This window comes from Dyadobacter diqingensis (assembly GCF_024220585.1).
Taxonomy (GTDB): domain Bacteria; phylum Bacteroidota; class Bacteroidia; order Cytophagales; family Spirosomataceae; genus Dyadobacter; species Dyadobacter diqingensis.
In genome coordinates, this window is the sequence record NZ_JAMXKF010000002.1 from 735011 (window position 1) to 760786 (window position 25776).

The 25776-nt window shown below is 45.3% G+C and carries 17 protein-coding genes; 12 read left to right on the top strand and 5 right to left on the bottom strand.

Translation table 11 applies throughout. The features are described from left to right. Positions 1-4 precede the first annotated feature (4 nt). Both M1L62_RS08545 and M1L62_RS08550 read right to left on the bottom strand, forming a co-directional pair. A complete protein-coding gene (locus M1L62_RS08545) occupies positions 5-1477 on the bottom strand; it encodes an ankyrin repeat domain-containing protein (RefSeq protein ID WP_254412615.1) in 1473 nt (490 codons plus the stop codon). Positions 1478-1784: 307 nt separating this feature from the next. Next, on the bottom strand, positions 1785-2513 hold the full coding sequence (locus tag M1L62_RS08550; protein ID WP_254412616.1) for an NUDIX hydrolase: 729 nt from the start codon (positions 2511-2513) through the stop codon (positions 1785-1787). A 267-nt stretch (positions 2514-2780) separates the two neighbouring features. On the opposite strand from M1L62_RS08550, the gene M1L62_RS08555 reads away from it, so the two are divergent. The 3 genes from M1L62_RS08555 to M1L62_RS08565 are packed head-to-tail and all read left to right on the top strand — an operon-like array spanning position 2781 to position 8684. Next, complete coding sequence (locus M1L62_RS08555; protein WP_310589964.1) at positions 2781-6158, top strand: ThuA domain-containing protein; 3378 nt, start codon at positions 2781-2783, stop codon at positions 6156-6158. Positions 6159-6216: 58 nt separating this feature from the next. Then, positions 6217-7131 carry an SDR family NAD(P)-dependent oxidoreductase gene (locus M1L62_RS08560; protein WP_254412618.1) on the top strand — a complete coding sequence of 305 codons (915 nt, stop codon included), beginning with the start codon at positions 6217-6219 and terminating at the stop codon, positions 7129-7131. 20 nt (positions 7132-7151) lie between these two features. Next, positions 7152-8684 (top strand): hypothetical protein, encoded by a 1533-nt coding sequence (locus tag M1L62_RS08565; RefSeq protein ID WP_254412619.1) that lies wholly within the window; start codon positions 7152-7154, stop codon positions 8682-8684. A gap of 192 nt (positions 8685-8876) precedes the next feature. Here M1L62_RS08565 and M1L62_RS08570 read toward each other — a convergent pair whose 3' ends face one another. Together M1L62_RS08570 and M1L62_RS08575 are read right to left on the bottom strand one after the other, a co-directional pair. Further along, positions 8877-9719, bottom strand: coding sequence for an SDR family oxidoreductase (locus tag M1L62_RS08570; protein ID WP_254412620.1), 843 nt, complete (start codon positions 9717-9719; stop codon positions 8877-8879). A gap of 146 nt (positions 9720-9865) precedes the next feature. Further along, the gene (locus M1L62_RS08575; protein ID WP_254412621.1) at positions 9866-10738 is read right to left on the bottom strand and encodes a helix-turn-helix domain-containing protein; all 873 of its coding nucleotides are present in this window, start codon (positions 10736-10738) and stop codon (positions 9866-9868) included. 355 nt (positions 10739-11093) lie between these two features. Between M1L62_RS08575 and M1L62_RS08580 the strand changes: the two genes are divergently transcribed. The 9 genes from M1L62_RS08580 (at position 11094) to M1L62_RS08620 (ending at position 24833) form a co-directional block, all read left to right on the top strand. Next, entirely contained in the window at positions 11094-12341 is a 1248-nt protein-coding gene (locus M1L62_RS08580; RefSeq protein WP_254412622.1) for a DUF2927 domain-containing protein, read from the top strand. A gap of 152 nt (positions 12342-12493) precedes the next feature. Further along, entirely contained in the window at positions 12494-13084 is a 591-nt protein-coding gene (locus tag M1L62_RS08585; RefSeq protein ID WP_254412623.1) for an RNA polymerase sigma factor, read from the top strand. 91 nt (positions 13085-13175) lie between these two features. Further along, entirely contained in the window at positions 13176-14234 is a 1059-nt protein-coding gene (locus M1L62_RS08590; protein ID WP_254412624.1) for a FecR family protein, read from the top strand. 200 nt (positions 14235-14434) lie between these two features. Then, positions 14435-17899 carry a TonB-dependent receptor gene (locus tag M1L62_RS08595; protein ID WP_254412625.1) on the top strand — a complete coding sequence of 1155 codons (3465 nt, stop codon included), beginning with the start codon at positions 14435-14437 and terminating at the stop codon, positions 17897-17899. 12 nt (positions 17900-17911) lie between these two features. Beyond that, entirely contained in the window at positions 17912-19360 is a 1449-nt protein-coding gene (locus tag M1L62_RS08600) for a RagB/SusD family nutrient uptake outer membrane protein (RefSeq protein WP_254412626.1), read from the top strand. Beyond that, positions 19357-21261, top strand: coding sequence for a sulfatase-like hydrolase/transferase (locus tag M1L62_RS08605; RefSeq protein ID WP_254412627.1), 1905 nt, complete (start codon positions 19357-19359; stop codon positions 21259-21261). The genes M1L62_RS08600 and M1L62_RS08605 overlap by 4 nt, the downstream gene beginning before the upstream one ends. 10 nt (positions 21262-21271) lie before the next feature. Further along, positions 21272-22756 (top strand): sulfatase family protein, encoded by a 1485-nt coding sequence (locus M1L62_RS08610; RefSeq protein WP_254412628.1) that lies wholly within the window; start codon positions 21272-21274, stop codon positions 22754-22756. A gap of 264 nt (positions 22757-23020) precedes the next feature. Next, positions 23021-23842 carry a methionine ABC transporter substrate-binding lipoprotein MetQ gene (gene metQ / locus M1L62_RS08615; protein ID WP_254412629.1) on the top strand — a complete coding sequence of 274 codons (822 nt, stop codon included), beginning with the start codon at positions 23021-23023 and terminating at the stop codon, positions 23840-23842. A 145-nt stretch (positions 23843-23987) separates the two neighbouring features. Beyond that, the gene (locus M1L62_RS08620; RefSeq protein WP_254412630.1) at positions 23988-24833 is read left to right on the top strand and encodes an alpha/beta hydrolase; all 846 of its coding nucleotides are present in this window, start codon (positions 23988-23990) and stop codon (positions 24831-24833) included. 33 nt (positions 24834-24866) lie between these two features. Here M1L62_RS08620 and M1L62_RS08625 read toward each other — a convergent pair whose 3' ends face one another. Continuing rightward, on the bottom strand, positions 24867-25763 hold the full coding sequence (locus tag M1L62_RS08625) for a TolB family protein (RefSeq protein ID WP_254412631.1): 897 nt from the start codon (positions 25761-25763) through the stop codon (positions 24867-24869). Positions 25764-25776 lie beyond the last annotated feature (13 nt).

Below are 25776 nucleotides of genomic sequence, written 5' to 3' on the forward strand. Positions count from 1 at the left end.
AATATTACTTCAGAAAGTTAACGGTTACATTATTTTTGGTCAGAGATTCATTTTCACCAGCCAGATCAAAGGCAGTTTCCTGAAAGTTGGTTACGATATCCTTTTTCGCACCAATGGAGATCAGATATTTCAGCATCACATCGTCTTTCGAAATCATGGCTGCCCTGTGAAGCGCGGTAATGCCTTCACTATTTTTAGCATTGACATCGATCTGATAGGATTCAAGACGTTTTACCAGCGAAAGATCATTTTTAGCAACTGCCAGATGGTATAACGTGTTCCCGTTTTTCTGTGGCTGTGAAATTTTGAAACCTTTGTCCTGAAGCACTTTCAGTTTCGCCTCAAAATCCGCAGCTCTTTGCGGACTGTAAGACTGTACAAGGTAATAAGCCAGATTATCGCCATTGCCATCAGTCACGTTTAAAGAAGCACCTTTCCCAATCAAATAACTCACAACTTCCGCAGAATTGCCACGAACAGCCATTGCCAACGCGGTAATGCCTTTTTTATTAGCCTGATCAATGTTTTTCACATGCGGAACCAGAAGATCCAGCAACGCAGGCTCACGGTTGAAAGCCGCCGCATTCATAAAAGGCGTATTTCCGTCCTCGTCAGCCTTGTTAACATCTACGCCCTTGGAAAGAAAATAGGTAATTATTTCCTCCTGTTTGGGTCGGCGTACCAGTGCATGCAAAACGTTCTCGCCGCTTTTGCCAATTACACCAGGCTTCATATTCAGACTTTCCAGATACTGGTAAACTTCCAGACCGTTACTTCCACGGCGGGATCCCTGCGCAGCCATCAACATCGCATTATCCTGCGCCGGAACGCCTTTCTGCAAAAGTGTTTTTAACATCTCAATATTGCCGGCCCTGGCCGCATAACTGAATGCATTGTTGCCCACCGCATCTTTACTTTTAAGGTCCAGACCTTTCGAAATAAAATAATTGGTCAAAGCCAGATCCTTATCGTTGGCAATGGCAATCAGCAATGCATTGGCACCATCGTGGTTCAGGTCTTTTTTGATGTCCGCACCATTTGCCAGACAGATATCATAAATTTTCGTATTCTGCTGTCCGCTGCCAGCGGCAAAATTCAGCGCGGTAGCACCATGGCTGTCGATTACATTGGCCTTCGCACCTTTGGCAACGAGGTATTCCATGATTTCGATATTGCCCGCATTTGCCGCCCAATGCAAATAGGTACGGGAATCGTGAGTCAGTTTTTCGATACCATTTCCGGGCTGAGATAAAAGAAATTTGATCGTTTCCACAGGCGCCTTGGCATTGATCGCCATCACAGTCGGATCAAAACTATTGCTGTTAAGCTGAGCAGGATTACTTCCCTTTTCAATCTCCGCTTTGACAGCATTTACGTCCTGAGAAGTTTTCCAGAACGATTGCTCCAGGAGAGCATTTTGCTGCGCCTGCGCGGTCAAAGAAAATAGCGCCAAAGCGGCAATAACCAGTTTTTTCATATAAGCATCATTTATTAAGAAACTCTAAATTGACCTTTCCTTTATCAATAGACAAACTTAATTATATTCAGTCTGTTTATTAATTATTTATACATTTTTAATACCGGTGTTTCACCTCATTTTTTTGAGCGATCCCCGGACGATATTCGAGCGGACAGTGATCACGTCGGTTTCTAAGGCGCGTGATTCACCGTGCTTACAGAGGTAGTCGAAAAAAGGGCGTGTAAGTCCTAGTTGTGGGGTGAAAAAAGTTAATTAGAAAGATCAGGAAGATACAAGTACCAGAAAAGACAGATTCGTAGTCGATCTATTTCTGCGCCATCCGATATAAATACGGCGCCTTGTTTTTTGCGCCGGTAAATTTTTTCTCCAGTCGTTCCAAAACATTTAGCTCCAAGATCATCTTTTGAAAATTGGTGCGGGTGTAGGTCTTTTCATTAATGGTTTCATAAATTTCCTGAATTTCCTTCATCGTGAACTTTTCGGGCAGCAGATTAAAGGCGTTCAATTTTTCGCCAATATCACTTCGCAAAGCCTTCAGGGCCTCCATGATAATAGCATGATGATCAATGATCATTGGGGGAAGATCGTGAATATCATACCATCCTATCGACTGATCGTATTCACTGATGCTGGGTTTTGCACTTTTTATATCGACCAAAGCATAATAGCCAATCGAAATCTGACGCTTTATAAACCATTGATACTGATCGGAAAGCTCACTTTCAATGGGTGTAAGCCTTGAATTTAATGCAATCACTTTATCAAGAAAATCCTTCGTGTTTCTGTTCGCCTTGCCAAAAACATGGAATTGTTCCAGGTAAACATCATTCAAACTGGTCCGGTCTTTAAGAATTCTTTGGGCGGCATCGTCTATATCTTCATCCTGACCAATAAATCCGCTCGGCAAAGCATAGAAATCACCTTCAAAATCCAGTTTTCCTATTAAAACTTTTAGCTGTTCTTTCTCATAGCCAAATATCACACAATCGATTCCGATTTGAGAAATATAATCGCTGATGGGCAACTTTTTCATACTTATTTGTCCGGAATCAGGCATTACAAATTATTTTCAGTTAAAACTAGTAAAAAATTCACCTTACAGCACTTCAACGCCGGTTTAATAAATTTCACCTTTTCATTTATAAAGCGAATTTAGAGAATCCTTTAACTAGTCAATAGTAAATTAATATTTTTTATAATTTTTATTGTATTAATTTATATACAATAAAAATTATTCTTCTAACTTTGTCTTGAAATATTTAAATAAGTAAAAAGGATGATAGCTAAATCAAGGAGATTTTTGAGTGCAATCTTATGCATACTCCTTCCACTTCTGTGTTTTTCACAGTCGGCCACCAAAGTACTGGTATTTAGTAAAACGGTAGAATTCCGGCACGAATCAATACCGGCAGGTAAAAAGGCATTAGAAATGATGGCCGCAACAACAGGCTTTTCCGTAAATTTCACAGAAGAGTCTTCTGAATTCAACGATAAAAATCTTAAAAACTATAATGCTGTCATTTTCCTAAACACAACCGGCGATGTGTTAAATAGTAACCAGCAAGACGCATTTGAGCGGTTTATTCAGGCTGGAGGCGGTTACGTGGGTATTCACGCCGCCACCGATTGCGAATACGGCTGGCCCTGGTATGGCAAATTAGCGGGTGCGGTATTTCTTGACCATCCGACACCCAACAATATTCAGAATGGCAAATTTGTTGTAACGCAAAAAAATCACTGGCTCACAAAAGAAATGCCAGACACGTTTGAGAAAACAGACGAATTTTACAACTTCAAAGACATTTCTCCCAAGATAAACGTCGTACTTAAACTTGACGAAAAAAGCTATCAAGGGGGTAAAAATGGCGATTCTCACCCCATGAGCTGGTATCAGGAATTTGACGGAGGCCGTTCTTTTTATACCGCCATGGGGCATACGGACGAAACTTTTTCCGACCCGCTGTTCCTGAACCATCTGTACGCAGGTATTAAGTATGCCGCTGGCGGTGATGCACCAAAACCATTGGATTATACCAAAGCCAGGCCTGAAGAAAACCGGTTCACGAAAGTGGTGTTGAAAGATAAACTGGACGAACCCACTGAACTGACGATACTGGATAACGAACGTGTCTTGTTTATTCAGCGGAAAGGAGAAGTGAAGTTATATAATGACAAAACCAAAGAGCTAAAAACCATTGCTACCATACCTGTTTGCCTGAAATGTGGTGGTACAATTTCCGAGGATGGGCTGCTGGGACTTCAAAAAGACCCTAATTTTGCTCAAAACCACTGGATCTATTTGTATTATTCGTTACCCGATGAACCCAAAAATGTCCTGACCCGCTACGAATTCCGGGACGACAAACTAGTCATCGAATCAAAAAAGGTATTACTGGAAATTCCTGTACAACGGCAGGAGTGCATCCACACGGGAGGCTCGATTGCCTTTGACAAGGATGGCAATCTGTATCTTTCCACCGGCGACAACACCAATCCACAGGGAATCGATGGTTATAATCCGACCGATGAACGCGAAGGCAGAGGGCCATGGGATGCCCAAAAATCAGCTTCCAATACCAACGACTTACGGGGCAAGATTTTAAGGATCAAACCAACCGCCGATGGCAGCTACACCATTCCGGAGGGTAATTTATTCCCAAAAGGCACTCCCCTGACCCGCCCGGAAATATTTTCCATGGGGCATCGTAACCCTTATCGAATCTCGGTAGATCAGAAAAACGGATACGTATACTGGGGTGAGGTAGGTCCCGATGCTTCAAAAGCGGATGCCAGCCGGGGACCTGAGGGCGCTGATGAAATCGGACAGGCCCGAAAAGCCGGAAATTTTGGTTGGCCATATTTTGTAGGAGAAAATAAGCCCTATTTAAAATACGATTTTGAAACCAAAAAATCAGGACCGGCCTGGGATGCTGCTACACCCGCCAACAATTCACCGAATAATACCGGGTTAAAGGTTCTTCCTGCCGCACAAAAGGCGTTTATTTGGTATGGTTACGGCGAGTCAAAAGAGTTTCCGTTGATGGGAAACGGAGGCCGCAATGCCATGGCGGGGCCCGTTTTTTATAGCGACCAGTTCAAAAATGCACCCCGTTCATTTTCAAAATATTATGACGGAAAATTATTTATTTACGAGTGGATGCGCGGCTGGGTGATGGCGGTAACAATGGACAAAGATGGCGGATATGAATCCATGGAACGTTTTATGCCCGGTCAGAAATTCAGCAACCCCATGGATATGGAATTTGCACCCAACGGAGATTTGTACATGCTCGAATACGGCGCGGGGTGGTTTGCTCAGAACGATGATGCACGACTGACACGGATCGAATACAACGCGGGAAACCGCAAACCGCAAATCAAACTGGCAGCCGATAAAATGGGTGGTTCTGTACCGCTTAACGTAAAATTATCTGCAAAAGGTACAACGGACGCCGACGGAGATCCGGTAAAATATCACTGGAAAATCACTTCTAAAAACGGTTTCAACAAGTCATTTGAAACGGAAAATGTCGCGATCAATTTCGCACAAAAAGGCGTTTATACCGCCGCGCTCACCGTTTGTGATGGCAAAGGAGGTATTAGCACGCAGCGCCTGGAAATCACTGCCGGTAATGAAGCTCCTGTTGTTAAGGTTGATATGCCAGGAAGCAACAAATCCTTTTACGCTGCCAATAAGCCCTTTACCTACGACGTAAACGTAACAGACAAAGAAGATGGTAAGTTGGGCAGTGGGATAAGTGCAGACCGGGTTGCCGTCACTATTGATTATCTGGCCGAAGGATACGACAAAATCACCGTGGCCCAAGGTCACCAAACCGCCGATATGAAGGCCTTTACCGCAAAAGGCAAAATTCTGATGGACGCCAGCGATTGTATGGCTTGCCACAGTCGTGATAAAAAATCGATCGGGCCGACTTATGTGAACATTGCACAGAAATACAAGGGAAACGACACGGCGATTGAAAAACTTTCCGCGAAAATTATCAACGGCGGCAGCGGTACCTGGGGCGAAACTGCGATGGCCGCTCATCCGCAGATTTCGAAGGCAAACGCAGAGGAAATCGTCAAATACATTTTAAATATCGCCGATGAAAAGGCAACAACATCATTGCTTGCCAAAGGTAATTTTGTAGCGAAACTTCCGGATGGAGACAAAGGGCAAGGCGTATTTATTGTCAGGGCAGCCTATCAGGATCAGGGAACGAAGGGACTGCCCGCTCTGAAAGATGAAAAAACACTGGTGCTGAAAAATTCAAAAATAGGATTGACCGCCTTCGATGCCTATGAGGAAGTCAGGAAAGTCGCCTCCGGTAATAACAACATGCTTATCCCCGGCAAAGACGGCGCTTTTGTAGTGCTCAGACAAATTGATATGCAGCACGTCAGCGAGATCATTGTAACCGCGATGGCGCCCAAACAAGGCGTGATTATGAAAGGCGGAGCGGTTGAAATCAGGTTAGACAGTGCCAAGGGCGCTCTCATTGGAAAGTCGCCGTTTATCGAAGCGGGAGGCAGCATGAAACCGGCAAAAATCCCGATCAAAATACCAGAAAATGACCAAAACGAGCTACATGACGTATATCTGACTTTCGTAAATCCAAGCCCGGAACAACTTTCATTGATGCTGGTTTTTGGAGTGGAATTTAAACTCGAATAAGCCTGGTCATTGTCCCCTTAATGAAGCAGAGAAACTATTCATCCAAATTAATCTCCCGTTGGGCAAGGCAGTAAAGTTCCGCAAGAAGTTTATCCCTCACGAAAAAACTTCTTGCGCCAGAACTATCTCCTTTAAAACACTGGGGCATACTCATATGCAGGTAAATAACAAGACAATCGTAGTAACAGGTGCAGGAAGTGGTATTGGCAGGGCATTGAGCCTTCAATTATTGCAAAAGCAAGCCCGTGTTGTCGGTATCGATATCAATTTGAATGCGCTCACCGAAACACAAAGAATTGCCGACGTTGGCGATGACCGCTTCAAGGCCTTTGAACTCGATATCACAAATCAGGCAAAAGTCATGGCCCTGCCCGACGAGGTAATCAGGCATTTTGGTTCGGTTGATGGCATCATCAACAATGCTGGCATTATCCAGAAATTCATTCCCGTCAATGACCTGACGATCGAGGAAATAACGAGGATTATGAATGTGAATTTCTATGGAACGGTTTATCTGACCAAAGTATTTCTGCCCTTTTTTTTAACACGGCCGGAAGCGCATATTGTCAATATTTCAAGCATGGGAGGTTTTATTCCTTTTCCAAAACAGACGATATACGGTGCAGCCAAAGCGGCGGTTAAAATTTTCACAGAGGGACTTTATGCCGAACTCAAAGATACATCGGTAAAAGTGACGATTGTACACCCGGGAGCCGTTGCGACCAATATCACCGAAAATTCAGGTTTGGGAAAACCCAAAATAGACCTGAGCGATCCAAAAAATGCAGGTAAAGCAAGCAAAATGGCATTATCTCCGACAAGGGCTGCCGAGATAATCATCGCGGCCATGGAGAAAAATAAGTTTCGTGCAACGGTGGGAAAAGATGCTGCAATACTGGACCTGCTCTACCGCTTCAATCCGAAATTTTCGACCAACATCATTGGCAAGATGATGAAAAAAGTGGTGATGTAAAATACAAAAACTCCTGTCACATGAAAATAAAACCATTCCATCCGCTTTTGGCCTTGATCATTGGCTTTACCACTCCTTCATTTGGCCAAAAGCCCGCTGCCGACGGATCTAAGCAAAATAAAATTGATTTAAAGCAAATGAGTTTTATCGGTACAGTGGATGAGAGATTCCAGTCGTTTAATGTGGAGATGTGCGAAGTCATTGGCGGTGATTTCTGGATTCCCTACACACTGATCGATTCAGTCAAAAAACATTCTGATAAAAAAGGATTTGCGGCTTTAAAATGGAAGATAGAACCGATTAATCTGTACGAACAGAAATTGCGAAACCTGGCATCTGCCCTGGGTCCTACCTACGTGCGGGTAAGCGGCACCTGGGCCAATGCCATCTATTTTCAGAATAATGACGAAGCCACATTGACTACCCCTCCTACCGGATTTAAAAATGTGCTGACCCGCCCGCAATGGAAAGGTGTGATCGATTTCTGTAAAACCGTTAACGGCAAATTGGTGACGTCTTTTCCAATCAGTGAAGGAATGAAAGACCAGAATGGTCGTTGGAAATCCGATCAGGTGCAATCGATTTTAGATTATACCAATTCGATCGGAGGTGAAATTGTTGCCGCCGAACTCTTTAATGAGCCATCCCATGCCAACCACGGAGATGCGCCAAAAGGATACAACGGAGCAAACTTTGCCCGGGACTTTGAGGCGTTTAAAAATTTCGCGTCAACGGCCGCGCCCAAAATGAAAATCATCGGTCCGGGCTCCACCGGAGAAGGTGGTATACTGCCATCGGGACTGGATATTTCCATAGACAAACTTTTGGGTAGTTCACCCAATCCGAAATTTGATGTTTTTACCTATCATTACTATGGCACGGTGTCACAACGGTGCATGGGCAGTCAAAAACCCGAAAACGCTTTGTCGGCCGAGTGGCTTGCCAAGACTGAAAAAGGTCTCGAATTTTATCAAAATGCACGAGACAAATATGTTCCCGGCGCACCCATCTGGCTCACTGAAACCGCTGAAAGTGCCTGCGGAGGCAATCCTTGGGCAGCCACCTATATTGACAGCTTCCGATACCTGGAGCAGCTTGGGCGGCTTGCAAAAAAAGGAGTTCAGGTGGTGATGCACAATACCCTTGCAAGAAGCGAATATGCCTTGCTGGATCACGACACCCATAATCCGAGGCCTAACTACTGGTCGGCTTTGTTGTGGAACAAGTTTATGGGAACCCGGGTTTACAATGCCGGCAGCCTGACAACCGGGGTAGATATCTTTGCCCATAATCTTAAAAACAATGCTGACGGAAGAGCCGTTTTGATATTAAACACCAACAATTCTGCGACACAAATAAGCATCCCGGCGGACGCTGAACAGTACCTGCTCACCGCCGACGAGTTAATTACCAAAAAAGTAAAATTAAACGGAACAGTGCTTTCACTCACCGCGAAAAACGACATTCCAGCTATAAAAGGCAAAAAAGTAAAATCAGGAGCACTTGAAATGCCACCTCACAGTATCATGTTTCTTACTTTCAAAAAGATGTGAAGGGATTGAACCGATCTAAAATGTCGTAACTGACCAGGATTGTAAACGCCCGACGAAACGCGGTATTAACTAGACTTTTATCATGAGTTCAACAGATAAAATCGTCAGATTTTTTTTCCGGATAATCTGCCGGCATCACGAGGAGATATAAGGATAGTCTTGATAAACATCCTTATATCTCCGTACCTGTCACTAAGAATTTTCATAACCCAAAGAAATCGATAGATCCTGGTGAGCATCGACCTGCTGTTGAAGTGTTGCGATCACTTGTTCAGCAGTACCGATTGCGTCAGCACCGGCAATAAAGCGTAACGGTGGTTTTTCCAGATTTGCAATGGTAATCAGCACTTTAGCAAGTTTGGCAGGATCACCTGACTGCTGACCATTCGCACCCTTCCAAAAATCCATTTGTTGTCTTCTGCGCTCATCGTAATCTTCTATGGATGAGGTAGCATAATTTGTCGACTCCTTGGTAAGAAGTTCTGTCCTGAAAAAGCCAGGGTTCACAATAGTAGTATGAATGCCAAATGGTGCAACCTCCGCCTGAAGAGACTCCATCCAGCCATCAAGAGCAAATTTGGATGCAGCATAAGCGGTTCCAAATTCAAAACCGACAAGACCCGCGGTCGAAGAAATCGAGATGATATGTCCAAAACCCTGTTTACGCATATGCGGTAAGACAGCACGTGTCACATTCATTGGCCCATAAAGGCTCGTCTTGATCTGCTTTTCGATTTGCTCCTGAGTCAGCTCTTCAAAATACCCGGCATAAAAGCTGGCAGCATTGTTAACCAGCACATCAATGCGACCAAATCGCTCGATCGTAACTTGAATCGCAGACGCCACATCAGCCGTATCGGTTATATCCAGCTTCTCTATGTGCAGGTTTTCTGATTCTCCCATGGCCTTGGCCACTTTCTCCGTATTACGCCCGGTTGCGACAACTTTATCACCAGCTCCAAGAGCCGCTTTTGCGATATCCACACCCATACCGCGCCCTGCGCCGGTTACAAGCCAAACTTTATAATTTTCCATTGATTTTACTTATTCTATAATTTCAGTTTATTCATTTATGCACACATCTATTCTGAACCTCGCTCTGACACTTTGGCTGTCAGGATACAAAGGTCTGTGTTCCTCCGGGCGATAAATAATGAAAAACAAAGAGAAATATAAGAAAATCAAAGATTGAGAGTCCTGATAGACTTAGGTGCTTGTCCCGTTCTTTTCTTAAAGAAGTTGTTGAAATAGGTGGTGTATTCGAAACCCAAAGCATAGGCAATATCCCCAACACTCCAATCCGTATGATGCAACAGCGCTTTTGCCTCGCTGATAACCCTGTCAGCAATATGTGTCGTTGTAGATTTACCAGTAACTTGCTTTACTGAACTGTTCAAATAGTTAATATGCACAGACAAACTCCCGGCAAAATCCTGTGCTGTCCTCAATTCGAGCGGACGCGCGGCGTTTTCAATCGGAAACTGCCTTTCCAGAAGTTCGAGAAAAACCGAAGTGATACGCTGTGCAGCGTTCTTGTTTTTAGAATAATTTTCTGCCGGTTGAATTTTCAGTGCTTCATGAACAATCAGGCTAATATAATTCCTAATCAACTCATCCTTAAATATGTAGTCAGAATCCTGGTCCATTAGCACCTTTTCAAAAATAGACGCAACAGAATCACTTTGACTATGGTTTAATGAAAAAATAGGTGTACCGCCTATTTTAAACAGCGGCGATTGGAGAAGGCTCTCAGAGCGCTCGTTTAATTTCAAAAACTCCTCAGTAAAAAGACATGCATAACCATCGGTAGTTGCCCTCAGAACTTCACAGGAATAAGGGATTCGCGGGTTTCCAAAAAACAATATCGGTCCGTCAGTCTCAAAACTTCTGTCCGCATAATGAAAACTATACTTTCCCGAAGTCAGGCTGATTTTATAGAAATCTTTGCGGCTGTAATTATGCCCAGCTGCGTTGCTATCGGTTTTATATATTTTAAAGCCCTTTAACTTTATCTCGCTATTGAAATCAGGCGTATTTATACTGTGATTACCCATTCTGTAAAGTTAAGAAAAACAAAGTTTTTTAAACAATACAATTTAATATGGTGGTTTATTAGGGCCTTTCGTGATAAAGCACATTTTGCCAGAAATCTTATTTGTGGTTTCCAGGGCATAATAGCGCTCCGTCAAAAAACAAGTTCACAGAGAAACTTGAAACTTCAGGCAATTTTAATAATTTGACCCAGAGAAAGATCATCTGTGAGAAAAAGAATGTAATACCAACTCCAACTTTTACAAAACCTGACCAATGCCATCATTTTTCAAGTCGAAGTCTTTATGGATGTGGATCATACCCATACTACTCTCAGGTTGTCTAAATAAGAATGATGATTCGATCAGTTCTGAAAATTTGGCGAAATTAAAGAGTAAATATGATACCGAGGCAATCAATTATTTCTACGAAACGGTCTTTCATGAAGATTATAGTAAAATAAAACTCGATAACATTTCAAAATGGAAATCAAATCCTAAAATCGTGTTGCTTGGTCATCCGTCCAGTTCAGAAATAGAATACGTGAAGAAGTCGATTGCAGAGATCAATAAATTAAATCTCCCCATCGAATGTATATTGGGCGAGCCACGAGACTCTGGCTCAATCAATATACTATTCGGAAATTTCGAAGAAGTGAGCACCTATCTTAATTTGGACAACCGTTTAAAAAGTGAAATCGATACTTCTGCACATTTTGGCATTGGCCACGTGACCAGCCAGGATGGCGAAATAAGCAAGGCAGGTATCGGGATTTGTTACAATAAAAATGACTCCGCGCATTTGGGCAGGCAAAATGTTGTATTGGAGGAAATCGTGCAGTCACTCGGTATCGGTGGCGATAGCTATACCCATCCGCGCAGTCTTTTTTTTCAAAATTACAATCCGGAAAAATCTTTTACCAATTTAGATCGTCAGCTCCTGTCGCTCTTGTACGAACCCGCAATACCCGTCAACTTCCCCAGAAAGTCGTTTGAAACTGACTTTTCGGATGTACTTTATGCTGTCAATACAGCTGAAAAAATTAAGAACCTATGGCAGAAATTTCCAAGAGACCTCGATAGTGAGGTAGAAAGATGTTTTACCGGAGCGGGATTGTTAAAACACCCGAAAGAAACAAATATACATCTATACGGATCCGTCGATAAAGAGGATTCCGCTACGATCACCAGGGTCATTTTTTCGCTCAACCAAATATCCCCAAACCTGACCCTCAAACTAGCACGGCGGACTGCTTTTGAGCCCGATCATGGTGTTGTGCTGACCTTTAACGAATCGGATCAGCAAAAGGAAGCAATACGGCTTAGCAATGAAGTCAGTATGGGCAAAAGCTGCATGTTCCCGAAACTGATTAAAAGCAAAATCTCCCTATCCTTTAACAAGAGCGCGCGAAGCAGGATATTAAGACAGCAAAGCATCGTGGATGCCCTGTATTTCAGCCTATTGACACGACCAAAACGCCAAACAGACGAGGGGGAACTGTTTGAAATCAAGGCCGGTGTTATTCATTTTCACAAGCGTTACACTGATCTTCTGAAATTAATCTATTCGAATGAATTTCTGGATGGGCTTGCGTTAAATGAATTCAGAGCTGCCAAATCGATGTAGGGATCCATTTGAATAGGCTAACAACCGTATTCACAGTAAATAAGTTTGCAGTGAAATATACTCTATAAATTCTATGGACAAAATAAATTAAAGATTATATTTGCATCTCCCGGGATTTTAAACATGCCCGAGTTATCATTAAAAGAGAATCCATGGCCGCATCTCTATCCGAAGAGGAACTATGGCATTTATTTATTGCGGGCGATTCCGCAGCCTTTGAAGCATTGGTAGACACGACCTACGCTTTGATGTATCAGTATGGTTCAAAATTCACCCGCAATACAGATCTTGTCAAAGACTGTATCCAGGATGTTTTTCTAAATGTCTGGGAAAAACGGCAGTCCCTGAACCGTGCCATTCCGGTACGCGCCTACCTATTGTCGTCATTACGCCGCAGGATTCACCGGAAAGTTAAATATGATTTGATCGATTTACAGACTTCCTTACCGGAAAGCTTGTTTGAGACTGTTTTCAGCATTGAAGATTCGATGATCGTTCGTGAAGAGAGTGTTTTTCTCACACGTAAAATCACCACCTTATTGAATGAACTGCCTCAGCGACAGAAAGAAGTGATCTATCTGCGTTTTTTCCAGGATCTGGACCGTAGCGAAATTGCGGAGATCATGCAGATCACACCGCAGTCCGTGTCTAACTTTTTGCAGAAATCCTTTCACTTCATCAGAAACAGCTGGGTATCGAAGGTGTCCGTTTCCCTGACCGTCTTTTTCGACTACCTCTTCTAGCGATCAAAAATTCCTGCAAAATATTTTAACAAAAACAGGGTATGCCCAAAAGGGCCATGTCTAATGTCATTTGAAAGAGAATTTTACAGACATGGAGAAATACCTCAATTACACATTGGAGCAGCTATTATGGGACGACAGTTTCAGAAAACTGATCCTTCATCCTACACCTGAACAGGAACTCGCAAAAAATAAATGGCTGGCCAATCATCAGGACCAGGCAGAAGTTTTTCTGGAAGCGCAGGACATTATCCGTGCTGTAAAAACCGACAAAAACCAGCTACCAGAAAGAGACCGACTCGAAGCAATGGAGCAAATTTTTTCCAATACATCCCGTAAACCAGTCCTACAAGCACCCATGCTTCCCTTGACAACGCTGATGCGCGTGGCAGCTTCGGTGATACTGGTCGCTGGCTTAATGATCGTTGGGAAAAGAATGCTGAATGTACCATCCGGCTTTATACAGACAGCTAAAAGTGAAAATATTAGCCAAACCAATCATAGTCGTGTTGCTCAGCTCATCCGCCTTGAAGACGGAAGCGCTGTGGTACTCAAACCAGGCAGCAACATCACGTTTCCAAAACATTTTGACAAACAAAAAAGGCTTGTCCAGCTCACGGGTGAAGCATTTTTTGAAATCAGCCGGAATCCCAACCGCCCCTTTTTCGTATATGCCGGCAAGTCTGTTACCAAAGTCCTGGGGACGAGTTTTAATGTCCGCGCTTTTGAAGCTGATGACGCCATTACCGTCAAAGTAAAAACCGGGAAAGTGGCTGTTTATTTCGAAGATAAAATACCTGAAAACCTTGAAAAGCCAGCACTGAATATACTCGAACCCAACGAGCAGATTATACTGACCAAACAAGACAACAGTTTCAGAAAAAGCAATACGGACGATTCATTTTACAGCGAAAATACTAATCCGACCGGGCAGCAGGCAGAAAGAAACGTAGCCGAGTTATTTAAGGGGATGCAAAAGTTTTATGGTGTACAGATTGAATTTGACACGCAAAAATTGAGAAACTGCACCGTACTGGCCAACCTCACGGGTCTGCATCTTCTTGAAAAACTGGATGCTATCTGTCTGGCCATTAACGCCACTTATACCATACACAGAGGAAAGGTGACCATTAACGGCGACGGTTGCTGATCATGGGATCATACAATTTAAAATACAAATCAGGATTTTCAAACCAGTCAGTAATACCCAGATTAATCAATAAAAAAGCCAGCGTTGCTTGCAACAACGCCGGCCCAAAGTTGCCCGGAAAGTCTTACAGTTTTCGAGAATGAGAGACTCTTCCGGAAAGTTTCATCACATGTTTTACCATAACAAAACCCCTTAAAGGTATGCAAAAAAGTGTATTTGCTCACAATCAATGGATCCGTCTTATGAAAATCGGCCTGGTACAATTCCTGGTGACCGTCGTCTTTTTACAAGGTGCATTTGCCAGTGAAACTCATGCCCAGGACCTGCTGAACAGAAGGATTTCGCTGAATATAAAGGAACAGAAAATCAGTCATCTGTTACAGGAAATCGAAAAACAGGCTGACGTCCGGTTTGTTTTCAGCCCCAAAGTGATTGACTCCAATCGCAAGGTCTCCGTTAAAGCGGCCAATGAACCAATCGGCACGATTCTGGATACCTATCTTAAGCCGCTGGGCATCAACTATCAGGCAACCTCCAAAGTAATCGTTTTGAGCACTGGCCAGCAGCCGAATCCTTCTGCCGCGCAGACTGAAGAGCCGGTTGGGTTAAGTCCTGCCAGACCTGTCGAAAGAATTATAAAAGGACAGGTTACCGATGAAAAAAATGAGCCCCTGATCGGTGTCAGCATTCTGGTCAAAAACTCGGCAAAAGGTATTGTGACGGATCAGCATGGCCATTACAGCCTGGCCATAGTGGACGAAGAAAACACGGTTTTGGTATTTTCCTTCATCGGGTTTATCAAACAGGAAATCATTGCCGGGAACCAGTCTGTCATCAATGTCACCCTTCGCAGTGACCTGCAAAAACTGAATGAAGTAGTCGTTGTAGGATACGGAACGCAGAAAAGAGGTGATATCACGGGATCTGTGGGCACTGTAAAAATAGACAGGGAAATTGCCGGAAGGCCATCCCCCGAAATCGGGCAGGCATTGTATGGCCAAATCTCGGGCGTTCAGGTGATCACGGCCAACGGCCGACCTGGGACTTCAACATCCATACAGGTACGTGGCATCAATTCTGTTTCTGCGGGCAGCACACCATTGATCGTCATCGATGGCCTGCCTACACCAAATTATGATCTCAATCTGATCAACCCGGCGATCATCGAATCCATCGAGGTGCTGAAAGATGCCTCATCCGCCGCGATTTATGGTTCAAGGGGCGCAAATGGTGTCATTCTGATCACCACCAAAAAAGGAAAATCCGGACACGCCAAACTGGATATCAATTTTGTCTCCGGCATTCAGCAGGTGATTGATAAAATCCCGGTGATGAACTCCGCCGAATACGCTCAGGCTTCGATAGACGCAGCACAAAACGGTTGGATAAAAAGCGGCGGCGATCCGTCAGCACCCAACACCCTTGCAGCCCGGAAACAATACCGGTACACATGGCCTGCGGCCTTTGACGACCCAAAAACACTGGTTAATACCGACTGGCAGGATGAAATTTACAGCATCGCCCCCATAAACAAAGTGGATCTCAGCGTAAGCGGTGGAACCGATAAATCCAACTATCTGGTATCAGGCGGTTTTGTAAAACAAAAAGGCATTATCCAGACATCCGATTACAGCAAATACACGCTGGGGTTAAACACCGTTACGAAGGTGACTGACTGGCTTGAAATTGGCGGTTCGGTCAATCTGGCACTGGATCAGGAACGTGAACCCTTCAACCGGATTGCAGAATGGGCCGTGCAGTATCCATCCATTTATCCGGTTTACAGCGCAAATGGTTATCTGGGCGCTCCTGCAAATCAGCCGGGTTTTGAAAATTACAACGCCATTCTTTTTCGCCCGCAAAACGGACACCCGTTGTACCGGATTACGGATGATATACGGCACCGGAGATTTAACGCACTGGGAAATATGTTCGCAAGCGTAAAGCTCTTGCCCGGGTTGAATTTCAAAACGGCACTAAATTACTTTTACAACCGTACGGACGACGATACGTATGCAGCCAGAGATCATCAGCTCGGCCCCGCCTATTACACCGAGGGCAGCATGTCCGTAGCAAACGCCAGAACGCTGAATTTCACTTATCAGAATCTTCTGACCTACGATAAAAGTTTCGGAAGCCATAATTTCTCTGCCCTGGCCGGTACCGAGTACAACAGCAGCAATTATTATTACACCCTGCAAGAAAGGCGTGGGTACGATAATGACGAATTAAAAGCATTAAGTGCCGGAAGAACGGTTTTCCAGTCGATGGATAACAAAAACAAGAGTGCACTCATTTCCTATTTTGGTCGTTTAAACTACAATTTCAAAGAAAAATATCTGCTGTCTGCAAGTTTACGGCGTGACGGATCCTCGCGGTTTGCACCCAACAACAAATGGGGGTTATTCCCTGCCGTTTCTGCTGGCTGGGTATTATCGCAGGAAAATTTTCTTAAATCCATCCCCGAGATCAGCCAGCTTAAACTCCGCGCCAGTTATGGTTTTACCGGAAACGACCGCTTTGACGACTACCGCTGGATAGGCTCTGTACAACAGGGCCGCGTTGCTTTTGGAAACACGTTGGGATCTTCCTACTACCCTTCGGCGATCACGAACCCCGATCTGAAATGGGAACGCACGCAGCAGTTTAACATTGGTTTTGACCTGGGATTACTTAACAACCGGATCAATGTCGAAGGAGACTTTTACAGATCTGTTTCGGACGGACTATTGCTGGATGTCCCCGTACCCGTCGTATCCGGGTTTACCAGCGTATTCAAAAACATCGGAAAACTGGAAAACAAGGGTATAGAACTCAGCATTACTTCACACAACATATCCAAAGGAAGTTTCAGGTGGAGTACACGCTTCAATATTTCCGGGAACCGTAATAAGCTGCTTGCCCTTGGCCCCGATAACGCCCCGATGATTTTTACACCGGCCGTGTTCAGCGGTATGCAGAAAATCAATCAGGTAGGCAGCCCTATTTTTAGTTATTATGGCTACAAATATGACGGGGTCTACAAAAATCAAAGCGAAATTGATTCTGATCCCGCCCATTACAGCACGGCCACACCGGGCGACGGAAGATACGCTGACGTCAACGGAGACGGCAAACTTGACGCGAATGACCGCACCCAGATTGGAAATTACAACCCCGACTTTATCTGGGGACTTACCAACAATCTCTCTTACAAGGGATTTGACTTCAGCTTTCTTTTCCAGGGTGTGCAGGGAACGGATGTACTGGATGAAAACATTCACCGTTCCCTGCTTTATCACGAAGGACGTAATTATTACAAAAGTGCTGTAAACCGATGGAGGTCGGAAGCAGAACCTGGTGACGGTTATCATTACAAGTTATCAGTTGACCTGAACGGTTATGAAAAAACACCTTCAAGTTACTGGATCAATGACGGTTCTTATTTCCGGTTAAAAAGTCTGACGCTGGGTTATACCTTCCCGGCGGAAATTCTGCAAAAAATCAGGGTTTCGTCATTGAGGGTTTATCTGACAGGCCAGAATCTTTTCACTCACAAAGACATCCCCGTGTACGACCCGGAAAATTTCAGCGGGGATATGACCGATGCATCGCGGCGCGGCGTCAATGCCAATCCCTATCCTACTGCCAAAACCTATTCATTCGGTATCAATATCGGCCTTTAATCTGACGGATTTATGAAAAATATAAAAAGATATCTTGCTATTTCACTTACCATTTTACTGACTTCCTGCTCGGAAAACCTGCTGGACCTTTACCCCGAAACAAGGCTCACAGACGGCAGTTTTTACAAAACAGAAGCGCAGTTTATCCAGGCTACAAACGATGTGTACCGGCAACTGGGACGTATCTATGATGCCGGAGGTATTCCCGATCTCTACGGAGAGCTGTTTTCTGACAACGTTTATATCGAATTCACCAGCGGTGCCAATGCGTTCCCGGAAGAAATTAACAAACATAAAATTCTGCCGGATAACGGCAAATTGAAACTTGCCTGGGAAACCGCGTACAATGGTTTGTACATCACCAACAATGTGCTCGCTCAACTGGAAAAAACCGAAGTAACATTCAGCCAGCCAGCGTTAAAGGAACGTCTGAAAGCAGAAGCCAGACTGGTAAGAGCCGTGATCCTCTTTAATCTTGTGCAGGCCTGGGGCGACGTTCCGCTTCCGCTTACCGTCGTGTCGCCAACGGAAAGTTATCAGTACGCAAGAGAAAAAAAAGAAACGGTGTATCAGCAGATCATCACCGACCTGAGTGCTGCCAAGTCTGTCCTGCCGGCAAGTTATACGGGTACGGATATTGGCCGGGCCACCCGGTATGCCGCATCCGCTTTGCTCGCAAAACTATATCTGGCTCAGGGCGACAAGACAAAAGCCGCATTGGAACTTAAAGTGATTATCGACAGCGGGCTCTATTCACTCGATGCCAATCGCGACGGTGCGGTCGATACCAGGGATTTTGAGTATATCTTTAAAGCTGATACTAAAAATTCAAAAGAGTCGATTCTCGAAGCGCAGTATCTGGCAGGTCAGAACCAGGTGAACAGTCTGCACCAACAAGCTTATACACCGTTTCATTTTGCTTTTCATTTGCCTGCAAGTACAGAAACTTTTCGTGGTGACGGACTAAATACTCCAACGCCCGATCTGATCGGCGAATTTGAAGAAAAAGACCCGAGAAAAAATCTTTCCCTGTACCCGGGTTATACCGATTTGCAGAGCAACCAGTTTATCGCTTATCCGTTCACACTTAAATTTTTTGATCCGCAATGGCGATACGCGGGACAAAACTTCGAAATTATTCGTTACGCTGACATCCTGCTTCTTTACGCCGAGGCCACCGAAAATCCCGCCTATCTGAATCAGGTTCGTGCCAGGGTGGGTTTGCCTGGTTTTGGACAAAGTGGATATCCCGAAAAATACAATACCCTGGCGCTGGCCCTGGAACACGAGCGCCGTTCTGAGCTCGCTTTCGAATTTCACAGATTTTTTGACCTTGTCAGGACCGGTCGCGCGGCAGCCGTTTTAACGGGTAAAGGCATCCCGGTTTCAGCCGGCAAGCTCCTTTTCCCGATCCCGCAAAGTGCCATTGACGTAAACCCGGCCATAATCCAGAACCCATGATGAACATCCGATTTAAGCTGCTTATTTTAGCGGTCCTGATTTCCGCCCGGGCGATCGCGCAGGCACCCGACCGTCCTAATATTTTATGGATTGTCAGTGAAGACAACAGTCCGTTTATCGGCGCTTATGGCGATAAATTTGCCACCACTCCGGCCATAGACCAGCTTGCCCGCGAGGGAATTCTTTATCAAAACGCCTTTTGTACAGCGGCAGTCTGTGCGCCCTCACGTGCGACGCTCATAACCGGCATGTACCCATCATCTCTGGGCACGGAACACATGCGCAGCAGCTATCCGGTACCCGATTTTGTCAAATTTTTTCCAAGATATTTAAGAGAGACGGGTTATTACACCACCAATAATGCAAAAAAAGATTACAACACGATCGACCAGTTGCAAGCCTGGGACGAATCCAGCAACAAGGCTACGTATTTAAACCGAAAACCGGGCCAGCCGTTCTTTGCCGTTTTTAATTTGGAAACGACGCATGAAAGCTCCATTTTCTCTCCCGCCGCAAAACGGGAAATGTACAGCCAGTTTGCCGGAGCGGACGCAGCCAAAAAAATTCCGTTCGACGAACCTGTCCTGCGTCATGACCCCGAAAAGGTTCGGATTCCTCCATACCATCCGCAGACACCGGAAATGAAACATGACTGGGCACTTTATTATGACAAGATCCAGGAAATGGATACGCAGGTAGACAAGTTGCTGAAAGATTTGGAAAAAGCCGGACTGGCCGATAACACCATCGTTTTTTACTACGCCGATAACGGCGGAGTGCTGGGACGCAGCAAACGGTTTATGAACGAGTCCGGGCTAAGAATTCCGCTCATTATCCGAATCCCGGAAAAATACCGGTCGGCCAACACACTGAAACCCGGTTCTGTATCAGACCGTCTGGTTGACTTTGTCGATTTTGCCCCAACAGTACTGAGTCTCGCCGGTATAACTATTCCGCAGCACCTGCAAGGAAAAGCCTTTTTAGGCGCTGCCTCAACACCCGATGATGCGAAAAAAATTGCATTCGGCTCCCGTGGCAGGATGGACGCGGGCATAGATCTGGTTCGCACGGTACGTGACAAAAAATACCGTTATGTTGCGAACTTCATGCCGCATAGGATTTATGGACAGCACATCAAATTTATGTGGATGGCTACGTCGATGCAGTCATGGGAGAGAGAATTCCGGGCTGGAAAACTCAATGACATCCAGTCGGCTTTCTTTCGGGAGAAACCGTCGGAAGAGCTTTACAACGTTTCGGCCGACCCCGATAATATTGTCAACCTGGCGGGTAAGGAAGAGTTCAGGACGATCCTCGAAAAATTACGAAAACAGACCTATGACCAGATCATCACCCTGAACGATCCCGGTTTTATACCAGAGGCCGGTCTGGAAGAAATCTCAAAAACAGGCACGCCTTACGATTATGTGAGATCGACTCAGTATGATGTCCGTAAGGTTCTGGAAACAGCAGTAGCGGCTTCTTCAAGAAACAGCCGGAAGTTACCTTTGCTGATCAAAAAAATGCAGGATAAAAATCCTGTAATCCGGTACTGGGCAGCGACGGGCGCCCTGATATTAGGTGCCAAAGCAAAATCAGCCTCGAAAAACCTAACCGGATTGCTTGACGATCCCCAGGATTATGTGCAGATTGCCGCCGCGGAAGCCTTGTATCATCTGGGAGAAAAGGAAAAGGCCCTCGCGGTATTTTTCCTGAATCTGGGCAGTGACAATACGATGCTGAGAGTACAAATCCTCAGCGCATTGACAGCGGCCTCGCCGGCAGAACTTGCGCCTATAAAACCACAACTAGCGGAGATTGTCAAAAAGAAAAAATCAGAATATGACGCCAACGCAGCCGCTTTTCTGATCGAAAAACTGGACGAACCTATTGGAAAATAATAGATGCTTTATGAAAAAAACAGTTCACAAAAACAGAATCTGGCTTCTCCCGCTCTTACTGATCGGCATCGGCTACCTATCTGCCGGCGCTTTTTTACCTGATTCCACTGTAAAATCACCCAATATCATTTTCATCATTGGTGACGACATCAGCGCGGAAGATATCGGTGTTTATGGCAACAAGGCCATTCGTACCCCGAATATCGATCAGCTGGCGAAAGAAGGTTTGCAATTTGACAACCTGTTTCTGACCGCCAGCTCATGCAGCCCCAGCCGGACGAGTATCCTTACGGGGCGCTATCCGCATAACACCGGCGCCGCAGAGCTGCACACGCCTTTGCCGCAGCATCTGACGTATTTCCCGGAAGTACTTAAAAGAAACGGATATTACTCCGCCCTTGCTGGTAAATGGCATGAAGGAGAAAATTCCCGCCGCGCCTATGACACGCTCCTGACGAATAAAAAAATAAATGGCGAAGGTGGTGAAAATCAGTGGATCAGCTTACTCAAATCCCGGCCCGCTGACAAACCATTCTTTTTCTGGCTGGCACCTTACGATGCGCACCGGGAATGGTCAGCCAATGAAGCATTTGAAAATCCGTATAAACCGGAGGAGGTTATCGTCCCTCCCACGCTGGTCGATACTAAAGAAACCCGCCAGGACCTTGCCTATTATTACAACGAAATCTCCCGCATAGACCATTATATCGGTGAGCTGGTGAAGGAATTGGAACGGCAGGGAATTGCCGATAACACGGTCATTATTTTTACGGCAGATAACGCAAGACCTTTTCCCGGCGCCAAAACACGTGTGCTGGACAGAGGCCTGAAAACGCCTTTTGTGATTAAATGGCCCCAAGGCATAAAAGCGCAGGGAAAACATGTTTCGGGACTTGTGAGCAGCATCGACATTGCGCCCACCCTTTTGGAAATCGCGGACGTAAAACCTGCGGAAACGATACAGGGTTCAAGCTTTTCCAAACTTTTAAAAAATCCCGGTGCCGTGTTTAGAAACTACGTTTTTGGCGAACACAACTGGCATGATTATGAAGGTTTGGAACGATCGGTGCGAACACCGGATTATTTGTATTTAACCAATGCACGCCCCATGCTCACAAATGAAGGTCCTATCGATGCCAATCAAAGTCCTTCTGCAAAAGCATTGAAAAAGGCAAAAGCGGATGGAAGCATCACGGCGTATCAGAAAGAAATTTTTCTGTCGCCACGCCCTGTGGAGGAATTTTATGATAATCGCAAAGACCCGTTGCAGGCACATAACCGGATCGACGATCCCAATTATAAAAAACAGGTCGCCGGCTTAAAAAAAGTGCTCAGCCAATGGCAAACCGAAACGGGTGATACAGCTCCTAAAAACCTCACCCCCGACTGGTATGACCGCGAAAACGGGACCGCTTTGCCCGCTCAGGGAAAGCGGCAGGAAATGCCGGGAAAAGCAAACAAGGCGGACCGCATAAATAAAAAAGGACCATTCTGAATTACAAATACCGGCCCGCTGCCTTTGTGCAGTGGGTTTTATTTTTACAAAAAATCAGTTAAAATATATAATTCTATAAAATAGATATAGTAAATAGTCTTTAAGCAGATTCTGTCACTTAACTTTGTAAGAACGGCCGGATGAGTTCGGTTTTTTGTCTGATTCAATCCATCCACGTTAGACAGATGCGAGAAAAAAATGATGGCGTCTTAACCGTCCGCTTTCAACTTAATGATTCATACGTCAAGTTAAAAAATGCTATCTATGAAATCCCCTCAGTACCTTTTCAGCCTTCTTGGTTTTGCGGCGGTCATTGCTGTGTCTGGCTGCAATACCAATGCGAAGAAAGAAGATAACCCGAACCATATTAAAGTAGGGATAGCCGTCGGCCCGGAGTATGAAGTCGCTCAGGTTGCACAGAAAGTAGCCAAGGATAAATATGGCCTGGAAGTTGAGCTGATCACATTCAACGACTATGTGATGCCCAACGAGGCGCTGGATCAGGGCGATGTCGACGTCAATGCTTTTCAGCATAAACCTTATCTGGATGAACAGATCAGACAGCGCGGGTACAAACTGGCCATTGTCGGCAACACTTTTGTGTATCCGATCGCGGGTTATTCCAGGCGGATAAAAAATCTCGGCGAGTTAAAACCGGAAGATACTGTGGTGATCCCCAATGATCCTTCCAACGGCGGGCGTTCGTTGCTTTTGCTGGAAAAATACGGCCTGCTTAAACTAAAAACCGGTGTGGGATTGCTGCCCAAGGTTATCGACATCATTGAAAATCCGAGAAAACTAAAAATTCTGGAACTCGAAGCACCGCAATTACCCCGGGCCCTTGACGACAAGGATGTTGCGCTGGCCATTATCAATAATAATTTCGCAGCCAAGGTGGGCCTGATTTCAACACGCGACGGGCTTTTGATTGAAGACAAAAAGTCACCTTATGTTAACCTTATTGTTGCCCGGGAAAACAACCAGGACGATAAAAAGGTCCGGAATTACGTAAAAGCCTACCAGTCCGAAGAGGTCGAGGAGGCAGCGAAACGGATATTTCAGGGTGGCGCGATCAAAGGGTGGTAACATCCTATTCTAATTCTTTTGGGGTAGCCCTGCGGTCACCGATCGAATGGGGAAGAAATCAGCGGAATTTCATAAAGGAATAACCGGTATTTCTCTGTTAAATATTCAATCCGTCAGCCAACCTGACTTTCAACACATAAACCTGATGATTAGATCATTGCAAAAAATCCTGCTCATCCTTATTCTCACGGGAACTGCCCTGATGGCAAACGCACAGGCTGATACGATACCCGTTATTGTTACCTACAAAACGATAGACAGCGTAAACCTCCAGCTGCGTATTTTTAATCCCGCCGGCTTCGATCGCTCCAAAAGTTATCCTGCCGTCGTTTTCTTCTTTGGCGGCGGATGGATCAACGGGAACATCAGCCAGTTTCAAAAGCAGGCCATATACCTGGCCTCGAGAGGCATGGTTACGATCCTGGCCGACTACCGGGTTTCATCCCGTCATCACACCACACCTTTTGAAGCTGTTGCTGATGGGAAATCTGCTGTCCGGTACCTTCGCCAGCACCATGCGGAGCTTGGCATTGATCCGTTACGCATCGCTGCGGCAGGTGGTTCAGCGGGTGGGCACGTCGCGGCCGCTACGGATCTGACCACATTGGACGCCCCTTCGGAAGATCGCAGTATCAGTTCACGGCCGAATGCACTGGTTTTGTTTAATCCCGTTTTCAACAACGGACCGGGAGAATATGGATACGACAGAATCGGGGACCGTTATCAGGTAATTTCGCCTTACCACAATATTGTCAGCAATGCAGCTCCCACGATTGTGTTTTTGGGCACCAAAGACAAGCTTGTGTCCGTTTCGGCTGCCGAGGCTTACAAAACCAAAATGACCGAAGCGGGCAACCGCTGCGAATTGTTCCTGTACCCGAACCAGGTCCATGGCTTTTTTAATAAAGGGGAAAGTTTCATCCAGACACTTCGTGAGACCGATATTTTCCTGGAATCGCTGGGTTACATTAAGGGCAAACCAACGCTTTAAACGAAACCGGATTTTCTAAAAACAACGTCAATTTCACGGTACTTTTAACAAAGCAATTCTGGTTTCTGGGCCTGAGCCTGGCTTCCGAGCCGAAATCACCAGCGTTTTTCCGTCGGGCGACCATACCGGGTGATTGGCATCCCATTCGTAGGAACAGATTCTACGCGTCTCCCTGCCATCTGCCGAAACAATAAAGATCGCATACTTGCCATCCGGGCTTCCCTCCGTTGACTCATAGGCCACCCATTTGCCATCGGGCGACCAGGAGGGGGCTCTCCCTAACCCGGGACTCAGCTGGCGAAGTGATTTATCTTTTTTCAAAAGCCAAATGGCGTTTTTTGTCTGGTCATACTGATCCGTCACGTCCGGCTTCTGTCCTGCGAAAACAATAGCATCACCATCCGGCGATACACTCGGCATACCGCAACGAATTTCCGATGGGTTGGTGATGGTTTCTGCCTTTCCGGAAGTCAGCTCCACATCAATCAGATTACCGCCCTTTTCACCCTGATAGTCAACCAAAACCAGATGTTTTTCATCAGAATACCAACTTGGATAAAAAGGATTACCCGTATGCTGATGCAAACTGACTTTACGGCCATTCTTCCCGTCCTGATTTACAATCCATAAATCTGCATTTTCTTTGGGAACAATGCCCGTAAAAGCGATAAGGCCGCCTGACGAAACGGAGGCCCGGGTTGCTCCAACATCGCCTTCCCAGAAAACAGTCGCCTTGCCCCCGTCAACGGGCACCTGAAACAATTTCCACTTTTCACCCTTTTCCAGCCTACTGAAAATAATCGTTTTGCCGTCCTTCGAAAACCCTGGCCAATAATCCCGGGTTCCGGTTTCGTCTGTTAAAAACTGAGGGATATTTTCTGATTGTGCAAAGCAAACTGCGCTCAGCAAAAGGAACATGATAATTTTCATAGCCGTCTGATCT